This window comes from Aureispira sp. CCB-QB1, assembly GCF_000724545.1.
Lineage (GTDB): Bacteria > Bacteroidota > Bacteroidia > Chitinophagales > Saprospiraceae > Aureispira.
The window spans coordinates 169,866-191,707 of sequence record NZ_JHBV01000032.1; the positions used below are offsets into that span (position 1 = coordinate 169,866).

Sequence of the window (21,842 nt, forward strand, 5' to 3'; positions counted from 1 at the left end):
CTACTGACAGGATCGTTCTTTGGCAATTGCTTAAATATTGAATAGGAATTGTCAAAGAGCATTTTTATTTATAGCTTCTAAAATGGCGACTAGTGGGACAAAAAATTGCAGCTACTTATTCCAAACTCAAAGAATTCGCATCAATCATTATATTGGGGATAGCGATAGCAATTTTTACCTTCCCAAGCATTCACCTTAGTTATAACATCGGTATTGATCCACCTATGATGTGGATCTCTAATTTTTTCTTTAATACACAGTGGGAGGTAGCTCAAAATGTCATATTCCCACATGGACCACTTGCTTTTTTAGTTTATCCTACTATCTCTAATATAGAATTAGCAATTAGCGTAGAAGTCTTGCTCAAGATATTCTTATCAGCTCAATTAGTTCGGTTGATAGACTCTAAAAACTCCTTGCGATGGTTGATTGGTTTTGTCGGCGCATATGGAGTTGTTTTGTTATCGAACTTTATTTTCTTACTTATTTTTTCTATTATATTAAGCTATTGCAATTACTTTGAAACTTCAACAAAAAGAGATAAATACATAGCTTTATTGCTAACAGGATTTGCCTTTTATATCAAGTCTTATGTTGGGATTATCACCTGTATTATTAGTGGTTCGTTTTTGTTATACGAAGCCATTGTCAAGAAAAAATACAAGCTTTTTATTGTTGATGCACTAGTCTTGTGGGCATTTATTTTTACACTTTGGCTAGCCATGTATGGTACGGGTACTGGTTTTTTTAGATACTGTTTTGGTTTGTTTAATTTAGCACAAGACAATTCTTCTGCGGCAGCGTATTATCCTGTTAATAATTGGTGGTATTTAACGCCCTTTTTAATATTTACATTTGGGTATCCTTTGGTGTATCGTTCCAAACGAAGTTTGTTTTTTGCTGCCCTTACTACATTAAGTTTATTTGCGGCATGGAAGCATGGAATGGCAAGAGAAGACGTTTATCATATTAGAGGAACGTATCATTACGCCATTATAACATTCTTATTATTCTATATTTTTAATCGCAAACAACAGCTGTCTTTTTTAGTTTTTGCAGGGGTAGCACTGGCACTTTTTAACCTAAATATGCAAAATGCTTATGCTTATCAGGCGAGAACCTATCCATTATTGGATGGGGTCGTTAATTTGGTAACTTACATAGAACGTTTGGATGCTATAAAAGTCCATGCCCAAAAAGTTACTCAAAAAAATATAGCGAGTAATCGACTGCCTCAAAAAATTGTTCAAGAAATAGGAAATGCAACGGTAGATGTATACCCTTGGGACTATACTATCATTCCTGCCAATGGCTTTAATTTTCAACCAAGACCTATCTTACAAAGTTATGCAGCTTATACATCTTGGTTGGACTTGCAAGATGCCAATCATTTTAAATCAGATCAAGCGCCAACTTATTTAATTTGGGATTTGAATAAAATTACAACGGGCTTGGATATAGGCACGATGTCCAGCTTAGATTATAGACATCTGCTGAATGATGAGCCGCAAACTATGTTGACTTTGCTCCAACACTACGAGTTGTGGTATCAAGACAAAAATTATTTGGTTTACAAACAACGCAAATACCCTTTACAGACAACTTCAAGTATCATTCGAACCAATCAAACAACATGGGGAGAATGGGTAAAGAGTCCTTCTAATATGGCGGGTTTGTTACGAGCAAAACTTTCATTTGATAAGGCTTTGGTACAAAGAATGAAGAGCTTTTTCTACAAAGACGAGCAGTTTTTTATTTATCTAAAATTTGCGGATCATTCTATCCAAAAATACAGAATTGTGCCCAAAAATGCAGTAGATGGTTTGTGGATTAACCCATTTGTAATAGATCCAACGCATCCGCATAAGCAAAAAAAGGTTGTTGCCATTGCATTGGATGCCTCAAATAAAAAAATACTTACAGATGCTTTAACGATAGATTGGGAAATAACAGATTTTGTGAACGCTCCTAATTGCCCCAATTCTTTCTTTGGGAAAAATCAACCTTCTTATGCTACAGTAGCAAAAAGCATTCAGCTATTTGAATATCCAATGGATAGCTCTTGGACAGACTATCCTAAAAGTGCTCTGACACAAACAGAGGCATTTAGTGGTAAGAACGCTTTTCGAGTAGAGCCTTCTAATTATTCTTGTTCTTACAAAATAACCTTAGATAGCTCCTGGATCAACCAAAAGATACAAATTAGTACTAGCTGTTGGGTGAAAGGAGTGGATTTAGAGGCTAGCAAAAAAATATCCTTGGTTACCTCTATTGAGCATGAAAAAGAAAGCTTACTTTGGAAAAATGAAAAACTTTCTACACATTTATTGGATGGAACGGCTTGGAATGGTATGACACAGCACCTACAATACACCCCTCAGAAGAAAGGAGAGCAATTGCAGGTTTATTGTTGGAACAATAGTCAACAACCTATATTGATAGATGATCTTCAAGTTAGCATTCAATTACTAAAAGACTAACAAGACTTAATTGCTACTAAATAGATGAAACGTGCTTTTTAACTCCATTGTATTTTTAGTGTTTTTTATTGTTTTCTTTTTGGTCTGGATTTGGGCAAAAAAAGAGGACTTGACTCGTTGGGTTTGCATTGTTGTTTTTTCTTTTGTCTTTTATGGTTGGTGGGATTGGAGATTTTTGTTTTTGATAGTATTTAGTGGTTTGGTTGATTATGGTGCTGCGCTCAGAATGCAAAAAAGAGATGTTAACAAGCGTTTTTGGCTGATAATATCCCTCATTGCCAACATCGGAAGTTTAGCAATTTTTAAATACAGTGGTTTTTTGGCAGGAACCATTGATGATATTGCTCTATTGTTTGGTGTAAATTGGGATTTGTACAGCCGTTTGCCTAGTTTTTCGCTCATTGTTCCTGTCGGAATTAGTTTTTATACGTTTCAGTCCATGAGCTACACCATAGATGTTTATAGAAACAGATTGCGGGCAACACAAAATATTTGGCACTTTTTTGCTTACTTGTCCATGTTTCCGCAGCTAGTCGCAGGTCCCATTATACGAGCCAAAGATATGCTTCAGCAATTGGCAAAAAATCAGCCTGTTGGTGCTGTTGAAATATGGTTGGGGCTTCGGTTGATGGTCTATGGTTTTTTTCAAAAAATGGTTATTGCAGACAACTTAGCTCCAATTGTAAACCAGTCGTTTTGGAACAACAATACACAACCTTCCTGTATTTATTGGTGGATGGTCATGCTTGCCTTTTCTTTTCAAATTTACTTTGATTTTGCAGGTTACAGTTCTATTGCAAGAGGTCTAGCTAAACTAATGGGGTATCGATTTAAGAGCAACTTTAACCATCCTTACCATGCTATTTCTTTGAGAGATTTTTGGTCGAGATGGCATATTTCATTGTCTACATGGTTTCGAGACTATGTCTATATTCCTTTGGGGGGAACTCGAACTTCTAAATGGAAAGGGCATTACAATATGTGGATAACTATGATAATTTCGGGGTTGTGGCATGGTCCAGCACTTAATTTTATTATTTGGGGCGTTATACATGCCCTTTGCCTTAGTGTAGAGCGTCTGACAAAATGGCCTCAATACTTGCATCGTTTTGCAGTTGGAAAAGTAATTGCATTGGGAATAGTATTGTTTCAAGTAGTAATCGCTTGGGTCTTTTTTAGAGCACCAAGTTTTGAGAAAGCCATGTCTATTCTAGGCAACTTATTTTCTACTAATTTAGAGGGGACGAATATTATTATCACACACTATTTTAACACTGTTCTATTTTTAGGGCTGGCGATAGGAATAGAGGTTTGGTATTTTATCAAACGAAGGAACAAAACCTTGCGTTTAGCGACTAAAACTGTTCTATACGATACGGTTAGTATGTCCGTATTGATTACGGCGTGTATTTATTTCAGAGGACCTGCTTCTGAGTTTATCTATTTTCAATTCTAAATTTATGCATACGTACCATCAGAGAATCTTGTATAGCTTAGGTTTGACGCTTGTCTTGTTGGCAATAGGAGGATGGTATTTTCCTTCTATTCCTACTTCTTCGATGCAGTCCGATTGGTTTTGGAGCAATAAAGTAGCGCCCGATCGATTGTATGACGTAGTTTTTATTGGTGATTCTAGAATTTATAGAGGAATTAATCCAGAATTGATAGAGGAAGCATTAACAGTGGTCGATACATTGGATGTTTTTAATTATGGATTTTCATCGGCAGGTTTAGATACAGCCTTTATGAATGTAGGGGCAAGCTTGTTAGATTCTAATTCCAACCGACGCATGATTGTTTTAGGCGTAACGGCTTCTTCTTTGGCAGATGAAAACTTAGCCAATCCACACCATTGGCAAGAAAAAAAACGACATCCTATTGAAATTTGGCAACGCAAAAACATTAATCCTTATTTGAGTTTTTTTGATCCGACCAGCCCAGAGGTGATAAGGAACAAAGCCTTGGATAAGAAGTCAGGCTATTATCAAGTGTATAAATCTAATGGTTGGATTGCTTCTGATAAATTACCAAGAGACGAATGGATTGAATATTGGCATATTCAAAATACCTATCCTAAAGTCGAGTTTAGTACCGCTGTTCGAGAGAATTTAATACAAAAAGTAGCAGCATGGGAAGCCGAAGGAATAGAAGTATTTGGATTTCGACCTCCTGCCGCAGCGCATTTTGAAGCAATAGAAATGCAATATTATCCCGAAAAAGCGATCAAAACTCAGTTTGAAGCTGTGGGCGGAACTTGGATTGACATTCCTAACCGCACTAGTTATGTTACCTATGATGGGAATCATTTGGAGGAACAATCTGCAAGGAGGCTATCGACATTTATTGGCGAGCAAATGAAGGCAGAGTTAATAAAAGAAGATCAAGTGTTGTTAAGGAATAGTGTCTTAGATTTTGAAGCGCCACCACCACCATATTGGAGCTCTTATGAGCCTAAATTGTTGCAAAACAAACAGGTATTTAAAGGTGCTACTGCTTATACCGTAAACGCTCAAACCTATTCTTGTACATATACTTATCCTTTAGACTCCTTTCTTGATCAAAATCTATATATTAGTACCTCTTGTTGGATGAAAATAGGGCAGGAGCAGATTTCCCAAACGGCAACAGCTTTGCTGGTCTTTTCTATTCAAAATGAACAGGAAACTATTTTGTGGAGAGGGGAACGTCTACTAGAGCAAAGTTTAAACCCCAATAAATGGAATCAACTCAAAGTGGCTGATGCATACCCCAATACCTTGGCAGGGTGTACGTTGAAAGTTTATGTTTGGAATAAGGGAACAACGGATGTTATTATTGATCAATTGAAACTAGAGATATTTGTAGATAAATAACAATCAAATTTGTTAGAGGCAATTGCTACCAGTAAGTTGCTTGAATAGTATCAACTAAAGCTTTGGTTTTGAAAATCACGAAAAATGAAATTAAATGACCAGTACCAAAAGATCAATGATTGGTTGACTCATATTGCCTTTGGTATTTGGGCGGTATTGGCGTTGTGGTTTTTTCAGGAGCGCTTGTATAGCGATTCGGGATTTTTTCTTTCTAAAGTCGTGCACTACGAAAGTTTTTGGATGGAACTGAATCGGTTTATGCGTATTTTCTCTCAATGGTTACCATTGATCTGCATCAAACTAGGGCTGCCGCTCAAAATTGTTCTATTAGCCTATTCGGTGGGGCATGTCCTCTTCTTTTACGCCATTTATTGGATCGGGCGTTATCGCTGGAATAATCATCAAATAGGGTGGTTACTAGTCGGGACTCAAACCATAGGTATTTTACATGGTTTTTGTGCTCCAGGGTTTGAATTGTATTATGCAAGTGGCTTTTTAGCATTATTTGCTATTGTCTTAAATACCAATGACTTTTCAAAGAAACACCAACTCTATATGTTTCTTTTGGTGATAACAATGGTGATCAATTATCAGTTGATTATTTTTATGATAGGAGGCATTCTACTCTTGCATTTTGCAAGGTACAAATTTCAATATTGGAAACAATATGTACTAGTATTATTGGCTGTTATAACCTGTTTTGTGATAAAGCAATGTTTGACAGCGCACAGTTACGAAATTGCAAAAATGGAGCAATTTGTACTCAATCTCACCGAGCGAGGTTATAATTATGGATGGAACAACTATGTGAAGCCATTATTTAGTTTCTATGGAATGTATTACAAAGAAGTATGGATTATTGCCTTAATTACCTTTGGATTCTATATTAAGGAACGCCGTTATGGGATCGCTATCGGATATTTAATTTTCTTGATCTTAACTCAATATATTATTGCTTTAACTTATCCTGGTATTCGCCATTCTAGATACCAAGAACAGTGCTATTATCCATTGATTTTTGTTGCCTGTTATCCATTGTTTATGGATTTGAGTACTCGATTCACAAAGAAAGGAAAACAATGGTTTAGTATTGCCATTTTTAGCCTTATACTCTATCGATTTGTGTTAATTTCTATGGCTATTGAGCCCTTTACACATCGAGTGAATTATATGCATCGTGTCATTGAAACAGCCCAGAACATGGAGGGGAATAAATTTATTATGCGAGAAGATTGGTGGAACCCAGGATTTTGTGAGCCAAGTTTTACGTTAGGAATGGAATCAATGTTATTATCTGGGTTGAACCCTGACCGAAAAACCATTCAGATAATCAGAGATACAGAATGGTTATGGCAAGATTCTGCGAATATGCAGACATTGCAAGATACAAATTTGTACTTGTTTACTTATCGGAGTTTTTATGATCGAACGGATAGCATTTATCAGCACAAGAGTGTTAATAAAAAATATTTTAACTTTCCATCAGGAAAATACCGCTACCTGAACGGATGGGCACCAAAGCTAGATAGTATAGAGACATTGAGAAAGTTTCTGACGATAAAGACCTATCCTAAGGGACCCTATCCAAGCAATAGCACAGAGAATATTTTAATCAAATTGACAAATATTGGTTCAAAATCGCTAAATTCAGATCAAATTAGAGTCGCTTATCATTGGTGGAAGGATGGAAAGGTATTTGATTGGGAAGGAAATAGAAACCCTTTGGAGGTGGACTTACTAGCTCAAAGTGATTATTATCAATATATTTGGGTCAAAATGCCAGAGGAGCCAGGGCAGTATGAACTACAAGTAGATGTTATTGCAGGTCCGATATTAGGATGGATGCTATATCCTGCGAGAGTTCCTATTGTGGTTAATTAAGTAAACCCTAAAACAAATCTAACAATAGCATTGCAGATATTCGTCCGCTTATTTATTAATATTTATTATAAGAATGAACCTAAAATATTTTATAAAAGTAATTTTGGCAATTCCTTTTCTTCCTATTATGTACTTTCAAGCAAGGGCAATCAAAGCAAAATTTCCTAAATTGCCAGAAGCAGAAGGGAGCAATGGATTGGCTTCAGGAAGTCTTGATAAAAGACTGAGGGTTTTAGCAATTGGAGAAAGTTCTATAGCAGGAGTTGGCGTAAAAACGCATGAAGAAGGTTTTACAGGTACTTTGGCTAGAGAGCTAGCGGCTTTTTTTAACATCAATGTAGAGTGGAAAGTATACGCTAAACGAGGTTTTACAGCCAAAAAAGTTGAGGAAATGCTTGTGCCTCAGATTACTGAAAAGGAATTTGATTTGGTCGTAATTGGGCTTGGCGGAAACGATACGTTTCAATTGAACAATCCTTCGAGATGGAAAAAAGATGTTCAACGGCTTATACACTCTCTTAAGAAGAAGTTTAATGATGCTCCGATTGTGTTTATTAATATGCCCCCAATCAAAGAACTTCCTGCTTTTACCAAAACAATTAAAATGGTTCTGGGCAGTTTGGAGAAGATGTTGGGAGAAGAGTTAGATAAGTTGGTTCGTTTGCACAAAAATACGTATTATTATTCCAATCGAATTACGATGAACGATTGGCGAAAACGCTTTAATGTGCCCTCTGAGAACGCTATATTTTTTAGCGATGGCGTACATCCGTCCAAATTGGCATACCAAGTCTGGGCTCGCGATGTTGCTGGCTTTATTAGAACACATCCTCAATTAAGTGCTGCTTTAAATTGGATTGGAAAGAATCAAAGAACGTAATTGGATTTAAGTATGAAGTCACAATTAATATTGTAATACCTTTAGGAGACATTCTGTCTCTTGTTGCATTGAAAAAACAAGGCTAGAGCTGCGTTTTTTGCCTCATAACAAGCATAAATTCTAGATAAATCTGATTTAAACCAATTATAACTTCATACTTACATGAATGAGAATATGGCTCCAGAATCAAGCCAAAGAATGAACAGCGATCAAATCTTATTGCTGTTGTGTATATTGATAGGGATTGGTCTTCGAATTGGCAATCCAATGGATTTTTCGTTCATTAATGATGAATTAAGCACTTGGTCAAAGGTTAGTTATGATTCAGTAGGGGCTGTTATAGAAAACATCAAGCAAGTTGATTCGCATCCTGTGGGTATGTATGTTTTTGTTTATTATTGGACATCCATCTTTGGAACTTCTGAATGGGCAATCAAACTCCCTTTTTTACTATTTTCAATTGCATCGTTGTGGTTGGTATATCGTTTGGGGACACTTTGGTTTTCGAAAACAGTGGGGTTGATTGTCTTGGCTTATTTTTCAACCTTGCAATTTCCTATTTGGTGGAGCCATATTGCTCGACAATATCAAAGTGGTTTATTTTGCACCTTATTAATGGCGTATTGTTGGACGCAGTTATTGATGCAACAACGAACCGAAAAGCGCTATTGGATAGGTTTTGTTGTGATGGGAGCAGCATCTATGTACAACCACTATTTTAGCCTTATTTTTGCAGGAATATTAGGTGTTTGGGGCTTTGCATGGATGCGTAAAGAAATCCTATTAAAATACGTGGCAGCAGGAATAACAATGGTTGTACTGTTTTTGCCACATCTTAGTATTACAACCTATCAATTACTGCATGCCGATGGGCATTTATGGTATGCAATTCCAACACCAAGCTTTTTTAGCAATCATCTTCAATACATCTTTCATTATTCTTTTTGGTGCTTGGGCTTTGCCTTATTATTATTGTTTGGATCTATTCTGAAATACGGAAAGCAGACGTTCAAAAAAAATGAAAAAGCACGTTGGGGAAGTCTATTTCTATTTATAACACCTATAACATTTGGTTATTTGTACTCTGTCTATAAATCACCCATTTTGAGAGAATCGCATTTATTGTTCTCATTGCCTTATTTTCTGTTTTTTTGGTGTTCTTTTTTTCCCAAGGACATACCATCACGGATGAAGTTTTTATTAGTAGGGGTGATTTTAGGTATCAATACCACAACTCTTGTAGTAACAAGACAACATTTCAAAACAGTGCATACCCATCCTTACGAGCATTTTATTAAGCACACCAAGGCATTTTTAGCAGCACATGAATCAAAGGATGTTTGTATTGTTTTGGGAGAAAACCCAGAATATTTGCAATATTATAAAGATGCCTATGCTAGTAATTTTGAACACATAGAGAGTTTTAAACCACCAATCTCTTTTTTAGAATTTAGGGAGATTTTGGAGAATAGTGTAACTTCGTATTTAATTGTAGGATCAATTCCAGAGGCACATCTGCAAATGGCTAGATATTATTACCCTTATTTGTATCAAAGAAGTTATGGTATTAATTACGAATATTATATTCTAAGTAAGAATAAGGAAGCCCAGAAAGTAGCTTGGGAATTTGATTTTGAGATAGATATGGATTTTGATAAAACAGAACAAGCTGGTTGGCAAATAGAGAAAACGAATCTTCGTCAGGATTCGATAACTGCTAATACTTATTATCAACAAGAGGGAGAATGGGGGCCTACTTTTGCCATGAGTTTGGAGCAACTTACGCCTCGAAATAATGAGTTTTTGGATGTGGCAGTAGATATACGAGTAGTAGATACGATGTTGTACCAACCCCAAGGAACATTGGTGGTCGAAATAAGGGATGAACAGGATTCTTTGTTGGTTTGGAAAGGTGTTGATGCTACAGCACAAACCAATGCTCAAAGAGATTGGCAACGGCTTTATTTATCTATGCGCTTTGCCCACGAGCCTATTTATAATAATGTTAAAAAACTAAAAATGAAAACATTTTTTTGGAATCGTGAAAAACAAGCCATCCAATTAGACCGTTTTAGTATCGCAACGAGAAAAGGAAATGGGTTGTTGTATAAAGACACAAATCCATTTGAATTTGAATAAAAATAACTATTCTTTGGCTTGGAATTAGGCGAAGAAATCAAATTACATTACTTCGTGAAAGAAAAATTGAATTAGATTGATTGTCAGTGGGATGTGTTTTTTGTTTTTGTAAAAAAAAATCCACGAAGTATTAAAATTAATAATTATGTCAGTAATTGTATCCAATTTAACGAAAGTATATGGCACACAAAAAGCCGTTAATAATATTAGTTTTGAAGCCAAGAAAGGAGAAATTTTAGGTTTTTTGGGACCCAATGGTGCTGGAAAGACAACCACGATGAAAATGATTACCTGTTTTATTCCTCAAACGGCAGGTCGTATTAGTGTGTGTGGTTATGATGTTGTAGAAAATCCAATAGAGGTACGCCGTAGGGTTGGTTATTTGCCAGAGCATAACCCTTTGTATTTAGATATGTATGTCAAAGAATATTTATTGTTTGTAGCAGGTTTGCACAAAGTGAATAATAAAATGGCTGCCGTCGAAGAAATGATAGAACGGACTGGTTTGACAATAGAACAACATAAGCTCGTCGGTTCATTATCTAAAGGATATCGTCAACGTGTAGGATTGGCACAAGCTATGTTGCACAACCCAGATGTCTTGATTTTGGATGAACCTACTTCTGGTTTGGATCCTAATCAATTGATAGAAATTCGGAAGTTGATACGAGAGTTTGGAAAAGAAAAAACAGTCATTTTTTCTTCTCATATTATGCAAGAAGTACAAGCACTTTGCGATCGTGTTATTATCATCAACCAAGGAAATATGGTAGCTAACGATACTATCGAGATGCTACAAAGTAATGCTTCGAAGGAAAAACAAATTATGGTTACTTTTGCAAAAGAAGTAAATGAAAAGCAGTTGAAGGCTTGTGCTCCAATTCAGAAGCTAAGAGCGTTGGAGGGACATACTTATTTAATCACCTCGTTGAGCGAAGAAGATATCCGTCCAGCTATTTTTAATTTTGCGGTCAAGCAGGGGAATATTTTGCTTGAAATGCATCAAAAAGTATCCACTATAGAGGATGTGTTCCAAGAGGTGACCAATTATACAGAAACAAAGGCTTAACGACGATAGCTTTTATAACAAATTAAATTTTCAATATAAAAAATAGTAGTTCGTTGAAACCAGTTCGTAACAGCGTAGCAAACCAACAAAGTGACAACCGAGTAGGCTTAAATTAGTACGCCATAAAGTAATCAATGAACTATTAATAAACATAAAATGGTAAAATATATAGTGTGGTTAATTCCTTGTCTATCTTTAATGGTGAGTTGTGGGGAAAAAAGAACTGTCTCAGGAGAAAAAGATGAAACACCTTTAGCGCAAGCGGCAGGGCAGTACTTATACCCCTCTGCAGTTGTTGGAATAGGCGCTGGAATGACTCCCAAAGATAGTTTATATCAATTAAAAGTACACACAGAGCAGTGGATTCGAGACCAATTGATGCTAAATGTAGCCAAACAAAATATTGGAGTTACAGAAGAAATTGAACGAATGGTCAAGGCTTATGAAGCAACGTTGATTATGAATGCTTATGAGGAAGCTTTGATTAATCAACGATTGAATACAGAGGTGACACCCCAAGAATTGGCAGATTATTATAGTAATAATAAAGAGCAATACCAAGCAGGAATTAGTTGGGCACGCTGTCATTTCGTCAAAGTGAAAAGAGGAACTCCTGAGCTGCAAAAATTGAAAAAATGGTTTAAATCTGATGACGGAGTAGATTTTGAACGAGTGAAGCTTTTTTGTGCCAAAAATAAAACGGTGCATATCTTAAATGAAGATCTTTGGATAGAATATGACAAATTGGTCAAAGAGCTTCCTGAAGATGCAATAGGCAATAGGCATCGTGAAAATCAATCTGTTTTAGATAGAATGGATGATAATTATCAATACCTATTACAAATTTTTGAATATAGAGACAAAGAAGATGCGGCTCCTTTGCCACAGGTGCAAGATGAGATTAAACGAATTATTTTGCATCAACGTCGCAATAAAATATTGCAAGACATTCGAAAAGAGGTATATGAGAAGGCAAAAAAAGAAGGTGCTTTTGAGGTTTATTAATATGATTTGCAAGGTATAATTTCAAAAATTGAAAATTATAGATAGGTTATCCAAAGATAAAGCTTTACTTTTGTGTCCGAATTAACGTTTAAGTAATTAATAAGAATGTATACTCTTTATTGGAAAGGTGTTTGATTATTCTTCAGATAAGAAATCAAAAGAAACCATGGAATATTACTATTAATAATAAGTATAAATATAATAATGAAAAAAATTTGGATATTGGTGCTATTGTGGGCTTTGGGTTCTGTATTGGTGTCAGCACAACGTCAACAAGTAGATAAAGTAATTGGAGTAGTTGGAAATCATATTATTTTACAGTCGGATGTCGAAGCACAACTAAAAATGTTAGAAAGTCAAAGTCAAGGAGCTGATTTGCCTAAAGATGCTCGTTGGTTGGTTTTTGATCAACTATTGGCAAATGCATTGATGTTGGCAGAAGCAGAGCAAGATAGTGTTGTGGTGGGAGATATGGAAGTTCAGGCTCAACTAGACAGTCGTGTAACCCAAATATTGGCGTATATGAACAACAATCCTGAAAAATTTAAAGAATTTTATGGGATGACACCTTTGGAAATGAAGGATTTTATGCGCGATCAAATGCGAGATCAGTTGGTACAACAACGCATGCAGCAACAAATTATGTCTTCTATTACGATTACGCCCAAAGAGGTAAAAGAATTTTTTAAGAATATCCCAAAAGATAGTTTGCCTTATTTTAATTCAGAGGTAGAGTTAGCTGAAATTGTAATCAAACCTAAAATCAACCCTATTGAAGATGCAAAAGCTCGTAAAATGGCACGCAATCTAATGCTACAAATTGTAGAAGATAGCGTTGACTTTGCTGTACTTGCTAAGAAATATTCTGATGACCGTGCTTCTGCCGCATTGGGAGGTGATCTGGGCGTGCAACCCCGAGGTACACTAGTACCTGAGTTTGAAGCGGCAGCTTATCAGTTGAAGCCGAATGAAGTTTCGGAAGTTGTTAAATCAGAATTTGGATATCATATTATTCAATTAATCAATCGTTTGGGAAACACAATTAACACCAGACACATCTTGATTCGACCTGATATTACAACAGAAGATAGGGAAAAAGCTTACCAGAATTTGGATAGTATTCGCAATTTGATTTTGAGCGATAGTATTACCTTTGCAGAAGGAATTGCAACGTATTCGGAAGAGGATTTCAGCAAAACAAGAGCTGGACGAATTATGAACCCAATGACTGGAGAACCTTATTTTGAATTGGGTGATTTGGAACCTTCTATTTATTTTGCAATTGATGGTTTGAACGAGGGCGATATTACGAAAGTAATTGAATATGAGACAAGAACAGGAGACAAACAATTTAGAATTGTTAAGTTGTTGAAGCGAACAGAACCACATGTAGCCAATCTACAAGATGATTATTCTAAGATCAGAACAGCTGCATTAGAATCTAAAAAAGGTCGTTATATCGTCGATTGGATTGACAAAAAAATAGCGGACAATTATATAGAAATAAAAATGGAAAATTTAGGAGATCAGTTGGAGGAAGCTAGAGCATCTGCGGCGTTGAAAAAGTGGTTTGATGCGAATAGTGTTCGCCCTTAAGTTATCTAAATCAAAAAAATTAAAGCTGTGTGTGCCAAACATACAGCTTTTTTTGTAGTTAAAATGATGGGTTAGAGTTGGTCAATATTTCTCCCTCTGTTTATTGGAGGAAGTATTAAACATATTTTAACAGTCCGAAAAGAGGATATTGCCCCAAGTTTTTTATATTTTGAACCAAGATTAAGTAAGCAAAATAAACTTTATGCATTACAAACTGTTGTTGCTAAGGCAAGTAACGAAATAGATTTTTTTATTCTATTGAATTGCAGGTTGTAATATATGTAAAAATAAAAATAATGAAATTTCAGAATGAAGTAGAAGCGGTTGATGCATTGGCAGAATCGTATCAAAAGTTACGAGCAGAAATAGGTAAGGTAATTGTTGGTCAAGAAGATGTTGTCAAAACTGTACTGATTTCGCTGTTTTGTGATGGACATAGTTTATTGGTAGGTGTGCCTGGTTTGGCTAAGACCTTATTGGTGAATACAATTTCCAAAGCTTTGGACTTGGAGTTTAAACGCATTCAGTTTACGCCAGATTTGATGCCTTCAGATATTACAGGTTCAGAGGTGATGGATGAACAAAGAAATTTTTCTTTTCACAAAGGTCCTTTGTTTACCAATATTTTATTGGCCGATGAGATTAACCGTACGCCCCCTAAAACACAAGCAGCTTTGTTGGAGGCCATGCAAGAGCGCAGTGTAACGGTTGCGGGGCATCGCCACTTATTGCCAAAGCCATTCTTGGTACTAGCCACACAAAACCCAATTGAGCAAGAAGGAACCTATCCTTTGCCAGAAGCTCAATTAGACCGTTTTATGTTCAATATTTTCTTAGATTATCCAAGTTATAGAGAAGAGGTAAATATTGTAAAAGGAACAACATCTATCAACAATCAAGAGGTGCACTCGGTGTTAACTGCTGCTGAAATCGTTTATTTTCAACAGTTGGTGCGTCAAATTCCTATTCCTGACAATGTATTGGAATATGCAGTAGGTTTGGTACACAAATCTCGCCCCAATACTGAATTGGCAACGGATTTTGTCAATAATTATGTTTCTTGGGGAGCGGGACCTCGTGCATCACAGTGCTTGGTTATTGCTGCCAAATGTCATGCTGCAATTACAGGTAAATACTCGCCAGATATCGAAGATGTGAAGGCAATTGCAAAATATGTATTGCGCCATCGTGTGGTTCGTAATTATAAAGCAGAAGCAGAAGGTATTTCTATTGAGCAAGTTATTGAAAAATTATTCTAGTTGATGACATATATTAGAATAGTAGCAGTGTAGCTAACTATTCTTAGAAAATATTTAATCGAAGAGGCAACTTAATTTTTTAAGTTGCCTCTCTAATTGATGATAGCTTAGTTCTGAAAATACCACTGTTAAAACAAAAGAGACCTAGTGTATTCTGTTTCATTTTGTCCTTTCATTTGGTATTGCTAAATTTTAATCTACCTTCTCGACTCTGATATGCTTAACCTTATCCTCATAATGTACTTGAAATAAGTATAAACCAGCTGCATAATTAGAAAGGTCAATAGTTGTGGAGCTATTTGTTTCTAAAAGTTGCCCTGCAAGATTGAATACTTTTGTAATAATTGAGCCATTATAATTGTTAACATCAATTTTTACTTGAGCATTGGTAGGGTTAGGATAAACAAGTACGTTAGCGGCGTTGTCTTCTATAGCAACTGTATTGGTCATTGTCATTAAATGCGTTTGTTCAGCATTGTAAATATAACGTTGCCCTCTAACTCCAATATACATGGCGTCATTGGTATCCATATATTTGGCAATAGCCGCAACCAACGTCACTTTATTGGGATTGATATTGGGAGGGAGGGTATATTGAAATTGGTGTTGATAATTACTGCCTGCACTAACGTGATGAGGAATAACCCCATCCACACCAAAGCAGCCACCTTCTACATAATCTCTTAATACATGACGATGCGTAAAACCAACAACCGAACTACCTGCTCCATAATAAGGATGACCAGTTGTTGTATTGTAATAATTAGCTTGATTCCAACCGCTGCCTTGACCAGTTAGGCTATCCTCAACAACCATTAATACAATGCGAGCATCTCCCGCTGAGTTATCACTATAATTAGCAGAAACGGTTGCGTTGATAACTCTTGTGTTGGGATTCCAAGAGTGTTGTATGTCAACATCAACAGGTGTAAAGCTATTTAATTGGTTGGATACTAAGGATGACCAACTTCCACGCCCAGAAGGTTCTTGGGTATACGTTGTACCAGAAGTACTATTTTTTCGATCAATCATTCCTGAAGGATAAGCAGCTACAGAAAATGCTGTTCGAAGCCCATCGTTGAATTCCATAGAGTCTCCATCGTGAATGGCTACAGGAATCAAGTTACTACCATGTTGGGCAACTAAATTTTCCATGATCACTGCTCCATCAATACAGTAGCCACACCAAGTACCTGTGAATTCTTCTAGGAGTATTTTTTTAGGACTGCTATTGTTGTTAATGCCTGTGATGTATTCGGTTAAAACATTATTGCAACTCATCTCATCTGGCATACCATTTACGTTGCTGACCCAGACTCTTAATTCATATTGATCATTAGGGCTACTAATGTGAATAGGAACTGTATGTGTCCAAAAGCTTTTTTGAGAATTACTGGCATTAACACCAGAAATAGAAGCAGTTTGTGTAGGACCATTATTCAAGCTATAGTTAATATCATAAGAAGTCAGAGAAGCATCGCCTTCGTTTCTTACAGAACCTTTTAAGGTATGGTTTCCTATGGAAAGATGATTGTCGATATCAATCCCAATTAAGGAAGCATCATGAACGATGGGAGCGTTCCAACGAAAACGATGTACCTCGTACAATGCTTTGTCCCAACTGGGATCAGATGGAATATAGTTCGGGCTTCCTGCTATTTGAGTACCTAAGGTGCCTGTTGCATTTTCACAGCCAATAGTTGTATTGAGCATCGGATAGAAGGAGGAAGAGGGAAGGATATTATTATCTATAACAACGATTTCAAAATCACCACAGTTTTCATATAAATTAAGGCTGACAGTTATATCGTCTTGCCAAGGCGCTGCACCAGGATAGTTTAATCCTGCCCAAGTAATTTGATGAACTCGATTGGGGGCAGTTCCGTAGGTTTTGGTAGAAATAGTACTTGCTGTTGTAAAGTCATCCCAAAGCGCATAAATGGCATTGTTGGGACCTGAAGTATTGGGCAATGCCGTATTGGAATTAATAGAAGCAGCACTTGCTGTATTAAAAGTAATGTATCCACTATGTGCAATTCGATAACTGCTAACAGATTGCCCATAAAAGTCAAAATTGAAAGGCAAATCCTGTTCGTCAGAAAGATTTGTACCAAGGCTAAAAAATTTATAAATATATGCCCCAGACCAATAATCTCCATCATCCCCGATATAAGTAGAAACGGTATAGTTTTGTGCTTGTAAGTACTGTAAGCAAGTCGCTAGAAGATAAAGAATAAGTAGATAAGTTTTCATTGAGCTGTTATTTTTTATGAAATATTAATTAGGTGTACGAGTAGAGATACTATTTCTAATAGTGGGACGCTAGAACAATATTGAGCAATCAGGAAAAAACAATGATTCTAAGTAATAGTCTATTTTGTTGCTTGATTCTAATCAATAAGTGAGGATAGGTATGTGATTAGAAACTGTATTTTGTGTTTTAAAAAAGAGATAATAAAGATTATGTAAGTAAATTTTGTATAAGCAGTAAAAATCATCTAATCGCAGTGTTGGGTCTTGATTACCTTCGGTGCTACTTCGTGGTTTGCTTCTTTTATCAAGAACCCGAAGGCTCACGCAGTAAAAGAAGAGCAGAAGAGTAAATTACTCCCTAGTGTTAAAAATCAAAAGATATCGTAACTGTTCTCATAACTTTTTACATGCATAACCTTTAATACATAGTGTAGTACTTAGCTGCGCTGCTACTTTATGGTCGTGGATTTTTTAGCTTGATTATAAATTCTTTAAGGAATTAAGTAGTAATAATAATATATTATTATTAATCAAATTGATACGTTTTTTTTACGAAATAATGATAGCGAATAACCATATTAAATTTAATGAATTTTGATTGTAAAAAAGAATAAATACTCATTTAGTATTTCAAAATATCACTCGTTGAACATTCTAATGAATCGTGCTGTTGATAATACAGGCAGGGCAATCTGTTTATGATAAAAAACACTTCAAAGGTGGTGGAAGAAAAAGGATACCATGTTCTTTCTTTTAATCCACTTCAAAAAATAATGATAAACGCTATTTGGCGAAAATGTAAGTCCTTTTGGCAAGAAAATGCTCCTGTTGTTAAGATCAAAAGGCTTAAATTTGATAAAAATCACACATTTAAAATACGATATTAAGATGAAAAATTTACTACTTATAGTAACACTATTGGCTTTCCAAACTGGTTTGTTGGCGCAAGTACCAGAATTTACATTTAAAGTAACAGAAGAAACTCGTTCTATGAGCAAAGGTTCTGCAAATGCCTTGGTCGTTAGTTGGCCCAAAGCTTCGGCAAAGACGATTGCTAAAAATTGGAAAAGTTATGCTAAAAAATACAAAGGTAAACTTAGTTATGATCGCAAACAAGGAGAGTATTTTTTGGACAATGCAGAGTTGAAGGAAATGAGTGAAAACATGGTTGACGTTCGTGCCAAAATCAATCAAAAAGGAGATGGAACAGAACTTGTCGTTTGGTTTAATTTGGGGGTTACTTATTTGTCCTCTAAAGATCACCCTGAGCGTTATCCTGCTGCTGAGAAATTTTTGCGCAAGTTTGATTTGATGGTTTATGCAGAACTAATGAAAGAACAACTCAAAATAGAGGAGAAGAAATTGAAGATAATGAATAAGGAGTTGAAAAAAATCGAACGAGCACAGAAAAAAGAAGAACGAAGAATAGAAAAAGAGAAGAAAGCCATTGAAAAAGCTCAAAAATCAATTGACGAATCTCAAAAAGTGATAGAAGAACAAAATGAAGCCAAGGAAAAACAAGCTTCTGAAATGGAATATCAAAATCAATTGATCGACAAAATCAATGCAAAAATCAAAGAAGCAAAGAAAAAATAGATATTATCACGAATTGGTTTTATGAGAAATAAAAATATTGATTTTCCAATTTATCAAGGCGAAAAAAACGAGCATACCCGTAGGTCTTTGAGTCTTTTTTCAACGCAGAGAAATTGGAAAATGCTATTTTTTAGCCATACAAATTAATTCGTGATAATGTCTAATAATCACCAATGATTTTTTTTCCATAAAATAAATAGAAGCCATATTCTCTAAGGATATGGCTTCCTTCTTCTTAAGGAACTGTGAGGATTGTTGATAATTGTGTTATAATTAAACTAATTTCGAGAAAAGTGTTGTAGAATTATTGTCAGTTCTCTCAAAAAGCACGTCTTTTGTATCGTTAAAAAAAAATATCGACGTACAGTGCAGAACAAAATATATTCAACTCTTATAGGTTATTGGTGGAGCATTTGTTTTTTAGGTTTAGTATTCAGTTGTGCAGAACCTAGAGCGCCCGAAGGAGGACCTCAAGATAAGCAGCCTCCTAGAATCCATACCAAAAAATATTCGACACCCAACCCAAGTACCAACTTTAGAGACAACCAAGTTATTCTTACTTTTGATGAGTGGGTCAAATTGGAGGCGGCATACACACAAGTTGTTATTTCTCCTCCTTTAGAAAAAAGACCAGATATAAAAGTTAGAAATAAATCTGTTGTTGTAGAATGGAAGGAGCCTCTAAAAGATAGTACCACCTATATCATTCACTTTGGTGATGCAATTAAAGATATTACCGAAGGAAATAGTGCCTCCAATCTAAAAATGGTTTTTTCTACTGGTCCTCAGTTGGATTCGCTATCTTGTTCTGGGCAGATTGTCGATGCCGAAACAAGAGCCCCAAAAGCGGATGTTTGGGTCATGTTGTATCAAAATTTAGCAGACAGTGTGCCTAAAACCGAAAAACCATACTATTTTACCAAAACAGATGCACGAGGCAATTTTAAATTGGAGTACCTCAAGAAGGGGCGTTATAGAATATTTGCTTTGGATGATAAGAACAGAGATTATAAGTACAACCAAAATAATGAGTCCATTGCGTTTTTAGATTCTTCTTTTCAGATTAACGACACCATACAACCTGTGTTTCGGTTAAGAATGTTTCAAGAGCGAGCTGAAACAAGAGTTCTTAGTAGTAAACTAGAAGCATACGGAGCTTTAAAAGTGACTTTAAATAATAAGGTTCAAAGTCCTAATCGCATTCAATTATTAGATGCTCCTAGTGATTTTAAAACTTGGATAGAACAAGGACAAGATACTTTCAGATTATGGTTTGATGGAACCATGCCCGATACAGGAAAGTGGGTGTTTGTACTGCAAAATGAAGCTGAAAACTTGAAAGATACCCTAGAAGTTAAAGCAAAGGAGCGTCGTGCGTACCTTGAAACAGCTACTAATTTGAGATGGTATAAAAAAAGAGCACGTCCCGCATCTTCAGAAGGGAAAAGCAGCAAAGGCCCTGTCGTTGTCTTGCTTCCTTTACAAGATACGCTTGCCATTGAACAGCATCCTTTTGAAAATTTAAAACTTCATTTCACAAGACCAATTGTGGCTGTAGATACCAATCAAATTCTACTATTAAGAGATACTAGCTTATCCGTGGTCAAAATGAAAATAACAGAAATAATCGATAGCCTTTCAGAGGAAATAAGCCTAGATACAATCTATGAGGAGGTGTTGCAAGATACTTTTTTGCCTGTTTCCAGACCTTCTATTGCCATTCAACAACACTTAGAGTTAGAGTATCAATGGCAAATTGGTGCTCGATATAAATTGATGATTTTGCCTGAAGGAGTAACGGATTATTTAGGTTTGATGAATCAAGATACATTATCTAGAATTTATACGATTAACCCAGAGGATAAGTATGGGAGCGTAACAGCCGTTATCAAAAATGCTGATAGTACGCTACAATATGTGGTGCAGTTGTTAGATTCTAAAGGCAATTTAGTGCAAGAAGCAATTGTAAAGGACTCTACTCAAATGACTTTTATTTATAAAAACATTCCTACGGATACTTATACAATTCGAGTGATTCATGATGCATTGCCAAATGGTCGTTGGGATGTCGGAAGTTATGAGGAGAATCGACAGGCTGAATTGACTACTAGCACGAAGCCAATTAATTTAAATCCTGGATGGGAAAATATGATGGAATTAGACTTGACCCCCGTCGAGCTTAGTCGTGACTCTCAATCTAAACGGAAAAAAGGATTTTCAGAAGAGGTTGAAGACGATACCATAGATGAGAAGATAAAGGAAAACAAGAAAGAGAAATAGGTTTTTTGTTGAAAATTTACTTTTTGAATATGTAATTATTTGCTTAGTAGGTTTTTGTGTGTTTAGTGTTCGTTTTGAAAATCAAAGTTGAGGCTTTTTTTTGACTAGAATTGCTTCTCGCAATCGTTTATTTTTGCGCTACAAAAGATAGATGATGTAATATTGAAGTACATGTCTGATATTTTAATACAATAGTTAGCTGCGCAGCTAACTACTATTAATACTCTGTTGATTATTACTCGCTACGTTCATGAGAGTGTAAACTTAGTTTTTTGCACTAAACAATCTAATTTAAATAGACGCTCCAATAACTCTGCACCTACCTTGTGCTAAATGTTAGGTAGTATTAACTTGGTACACAAGGAATAGCAATGTTGGTGTCGTTTTCTATTTTTTTCGTTTTTGCAAAAAAATATTGAATAGGGAATGGGAGGAAACTGCAAAAAAATGTTATTTTTAACAATTGTTATTAAGGTAGTGATGTAGATTGTATGATAAGTTAGAAAAAAAGACAATGAAGACTATATTTGTAAGATGTGTTCAATATCTATA

At 35.7% G+C, this 21,842-nt stretch carries 13 protein-coding genes; 12 read left to right on the top strand and 1 reads right to left on the bottom strand.

The window, feature by feature from the left end; translation table 11 throughout:
* Positions 1 to 92: 92 nt before the first annotated feature.
* From CG11_RS17630 to CG11_RS17675, 10 genes are all read left to right on the top strand, one after another.
* Positions 93 to 2,480, top strand: a complete 2,388-nt coding sequence (locus CG11_RS17630; protein ID WP_052598146.1) for a hypothetical protein — start codon at positions 93 to 95, stop codon at positions 2,478 to 2,480.
* 31 nt (positions 2,481 to 2,511) lie between these two features.
* Positions 2,512 to 3,936, top strand: a complete 1,425-nt coding sequence (locus CG11_RS17635) for an MBOAT family protein (protein WP_052598148.1) — start codon at positions 2,512 to 2,514, stop codon at positions 3,934 to 3,936.
* Between the two features lie 4 nt (positions 3,937 to 3,940).
* A complete protein-coding gene (locus CG11_RS17640) occupies positions 3,941 to 5,332 on the top strand; it encodes a hypothetical protein (RefSeq protein WP_052598150.1) in 1,392 nt (463 codons plus the stop codon).
* Positions 5,333 to 5,416: 84 nt separating this feature from the next.
* Entirely contained in the window at positions 5,417 to 7,213 is a 1,797-nt protein-coding gene (locus CG11_RS17645; protein WP_052598152.1) for a hypothetical protein, read from the top strand.
* Between the two features lie 73 nt (positions 7,214 to 7,286).
* Positions 7,287 to 8,093, top strand: coding sequence for an SGNH/GDSL hydrolase family protein (locus CG11_RS17650; protein WP_052598154.1), 807 nt, complete (start codon positions 7,287 to 7,289; stop codon positions 8,091 to 8,093).
* Positions 8,094 to 8,255: 162 nt separating this feature from the next.
* Entirely contained in the window at positions 8,256 to 10,232 is a 1,977-nt protein-coding gene (locus tag CG11_RS17655; RefSeq protein WP_052598155.1) for a glycosyltransferase family 39 protein, read from the top strand.
* 145 nt (positions 10,233 to 10,377) lie between these two features.
* On the top strand, positions 10,378 to 11,301 hold the full coding sequence (gldA, locus tag CG11_RS17660) for a gliding motility-associated ABC transporter ATP-binding subunit GldA (RefSeq protein WP_052598156.1): 924 nt from the start codon (positions 10,378 to 10,380) through the stop codon (positions 11,299 to 11,301).
* Between the two features lie 156 nt (positions 11,302 to 11,457).
* A complete protein-coding gene (locus tag CG11_RS17665; protein WP_052598157.1) occupies positions 11,458 to 12,306 on the top strand; it encodes a hypothetical protein in 849 nt (282 codons plus the stop codon).
* A 204-nt stretch (positions 12,307 to 12,510) separates the two neighbouring features.
* Entirely contained in the window at positions 12,511 to 13,902 is a 1,392-nt protein-coding gene (locus CG11_RS17670; protein WP_052598158.1) for a peptidylprolyl isomerase, read from the top strand.
* A gap of 296 nt (positions 13,903 to 14,198) precedes the next feature.
* The gene (locus CG11_RS17675) at positions 14,199 to 15,161 is read left to right on the top strand and encodes a MoxR family ATPase (RefSeq protein WP_052598159.1); all 963 of its coding nucleotides are present in this window, start codon (positions 14,199 to 14,201) and stop codon (positions 15,159 to 15,161) included.
* 192 nt (positions 15,162 to 15,353) lie between these two features.
* Here CG11_RS17675 and CG11_RS17680 read toward each other — a convergent pair whose 3' ends face one another.
* The gene (locus tag CG11_RS17680; RefSeq protein WP_052598160.1) at positions 15,354 to 17,414 is read right to left on the bottom strand and encodes an Omp28-related outer membrane protein; all 2,061 of its coding nucleotides are present in this window, start codon (positions 17,412 to 17,414) and stop codon (positions 15,354 to 15,356) included.
* Between the two features lie 888 nt (positions 17,415 to 18,302).
* Between CG11_RS17680 and CG11_RS17685 the strand changes: the two genes are divergently transcribed.
* Together CG11_RS17685 and CG11_RS17690 are read left to right on the top strand one after the other, a co-directional pair.
* Entirely contained in the window at positions 18,303 to 19,010 is a 708-nt protein-coding gene (locus CG11_RS17685; RefSeq protein ID WP_052598161.1) for a hypothetical protein, read from the top strand.
* Positions 19,011 to 19,376: 366 nt separating this feature from the next.
* The gene (locus CG11_RS17690; protein WP_052598163.1) at positions 19,377 to 21,290 is read left to right on the top strand and encodes an Ig-like domain-containing domain; all 1,914 of its coding nucleotides are present in this window, start codon (positions 19,377 to 19,379) and stop codon (positions 21,288 to 21,290) included.
* The last annotated feature ends 552 nt before the right edge of the window (positions 21,291 to 21,842 follow it).

Excerpts from the sequence above, each read along its gene's own strand:
- CG11_RS17640 (WP_052598150.1), top strand. The coding sequence starts at position 3,941 with ATGCATACGTACCATCAGAGAATCTTGTATAGCTTAGGTTTGACGCTT.
- CG11_RS17645 (WP_052598152.1), top strand. The coding sequence starts at position 5,417 with ATGAAATTAAATGACCAGTACCAAAAGATCAATGATTGGTTGACTCAT.
- CG11_RS17650 (WP_052598154.1), top strand. The coding sequence starts at position 7,287 with ATGAACCTAAAATATTTTATAAAAGTAATTTTGGCAATTCCTTTTCTT.
- CG11_RS17655 (WP_052598155.1), top strand. The coding sequence starts at position 8,256 with ATGAATGAGAATATGGCTCCAGAATCAAGCCAAAGAATGAACAGCGAT.
- gldA (WP_052598156.1), top strand. The coding sequence starts at position 10,378 with ATGTCAGTAATTGTATCCAATTTAACGAAAGTATATGGCACACAAAAA.
- CG11_RS17665 (WP_052598157.1), top strand. The coding sequence starts at position 11,458 with ATGGTAAAATATATAGTGTGGTTAATTCCTTGTCTATCTTTAATGGTG.
- CG11_RS17670 (WP_052598158.1), top strand. The coding sequence starts at position 12,511 with ATGAAAAAAATTTGGATATTGGTGCTATTGTGGGCTTTGGGTTCTGTA.
- CG11_RS17675 (WP_052598159.1), top strand. The coding sequence starts at position 14,199 with ATGAAATTTCAGAATGAAGTAGAAGCGGTTGATGCATTGGCAGAATCG.
- CG11_RS17680 (WP_052598160.1), bottom strand. The coding sequence starts at position 17,414 with ATGAAAACTTATCTACTTATTCTTTATCTTCTAGCGACTTGCTTACAG.
- CG11_RS17685 (WP_052598161.1), top strand. The coding sequence starts at position 18,303 with ATGAAAAATTTACTACTTATAGTAACACTATTGGCTTTCCAAACTGGT.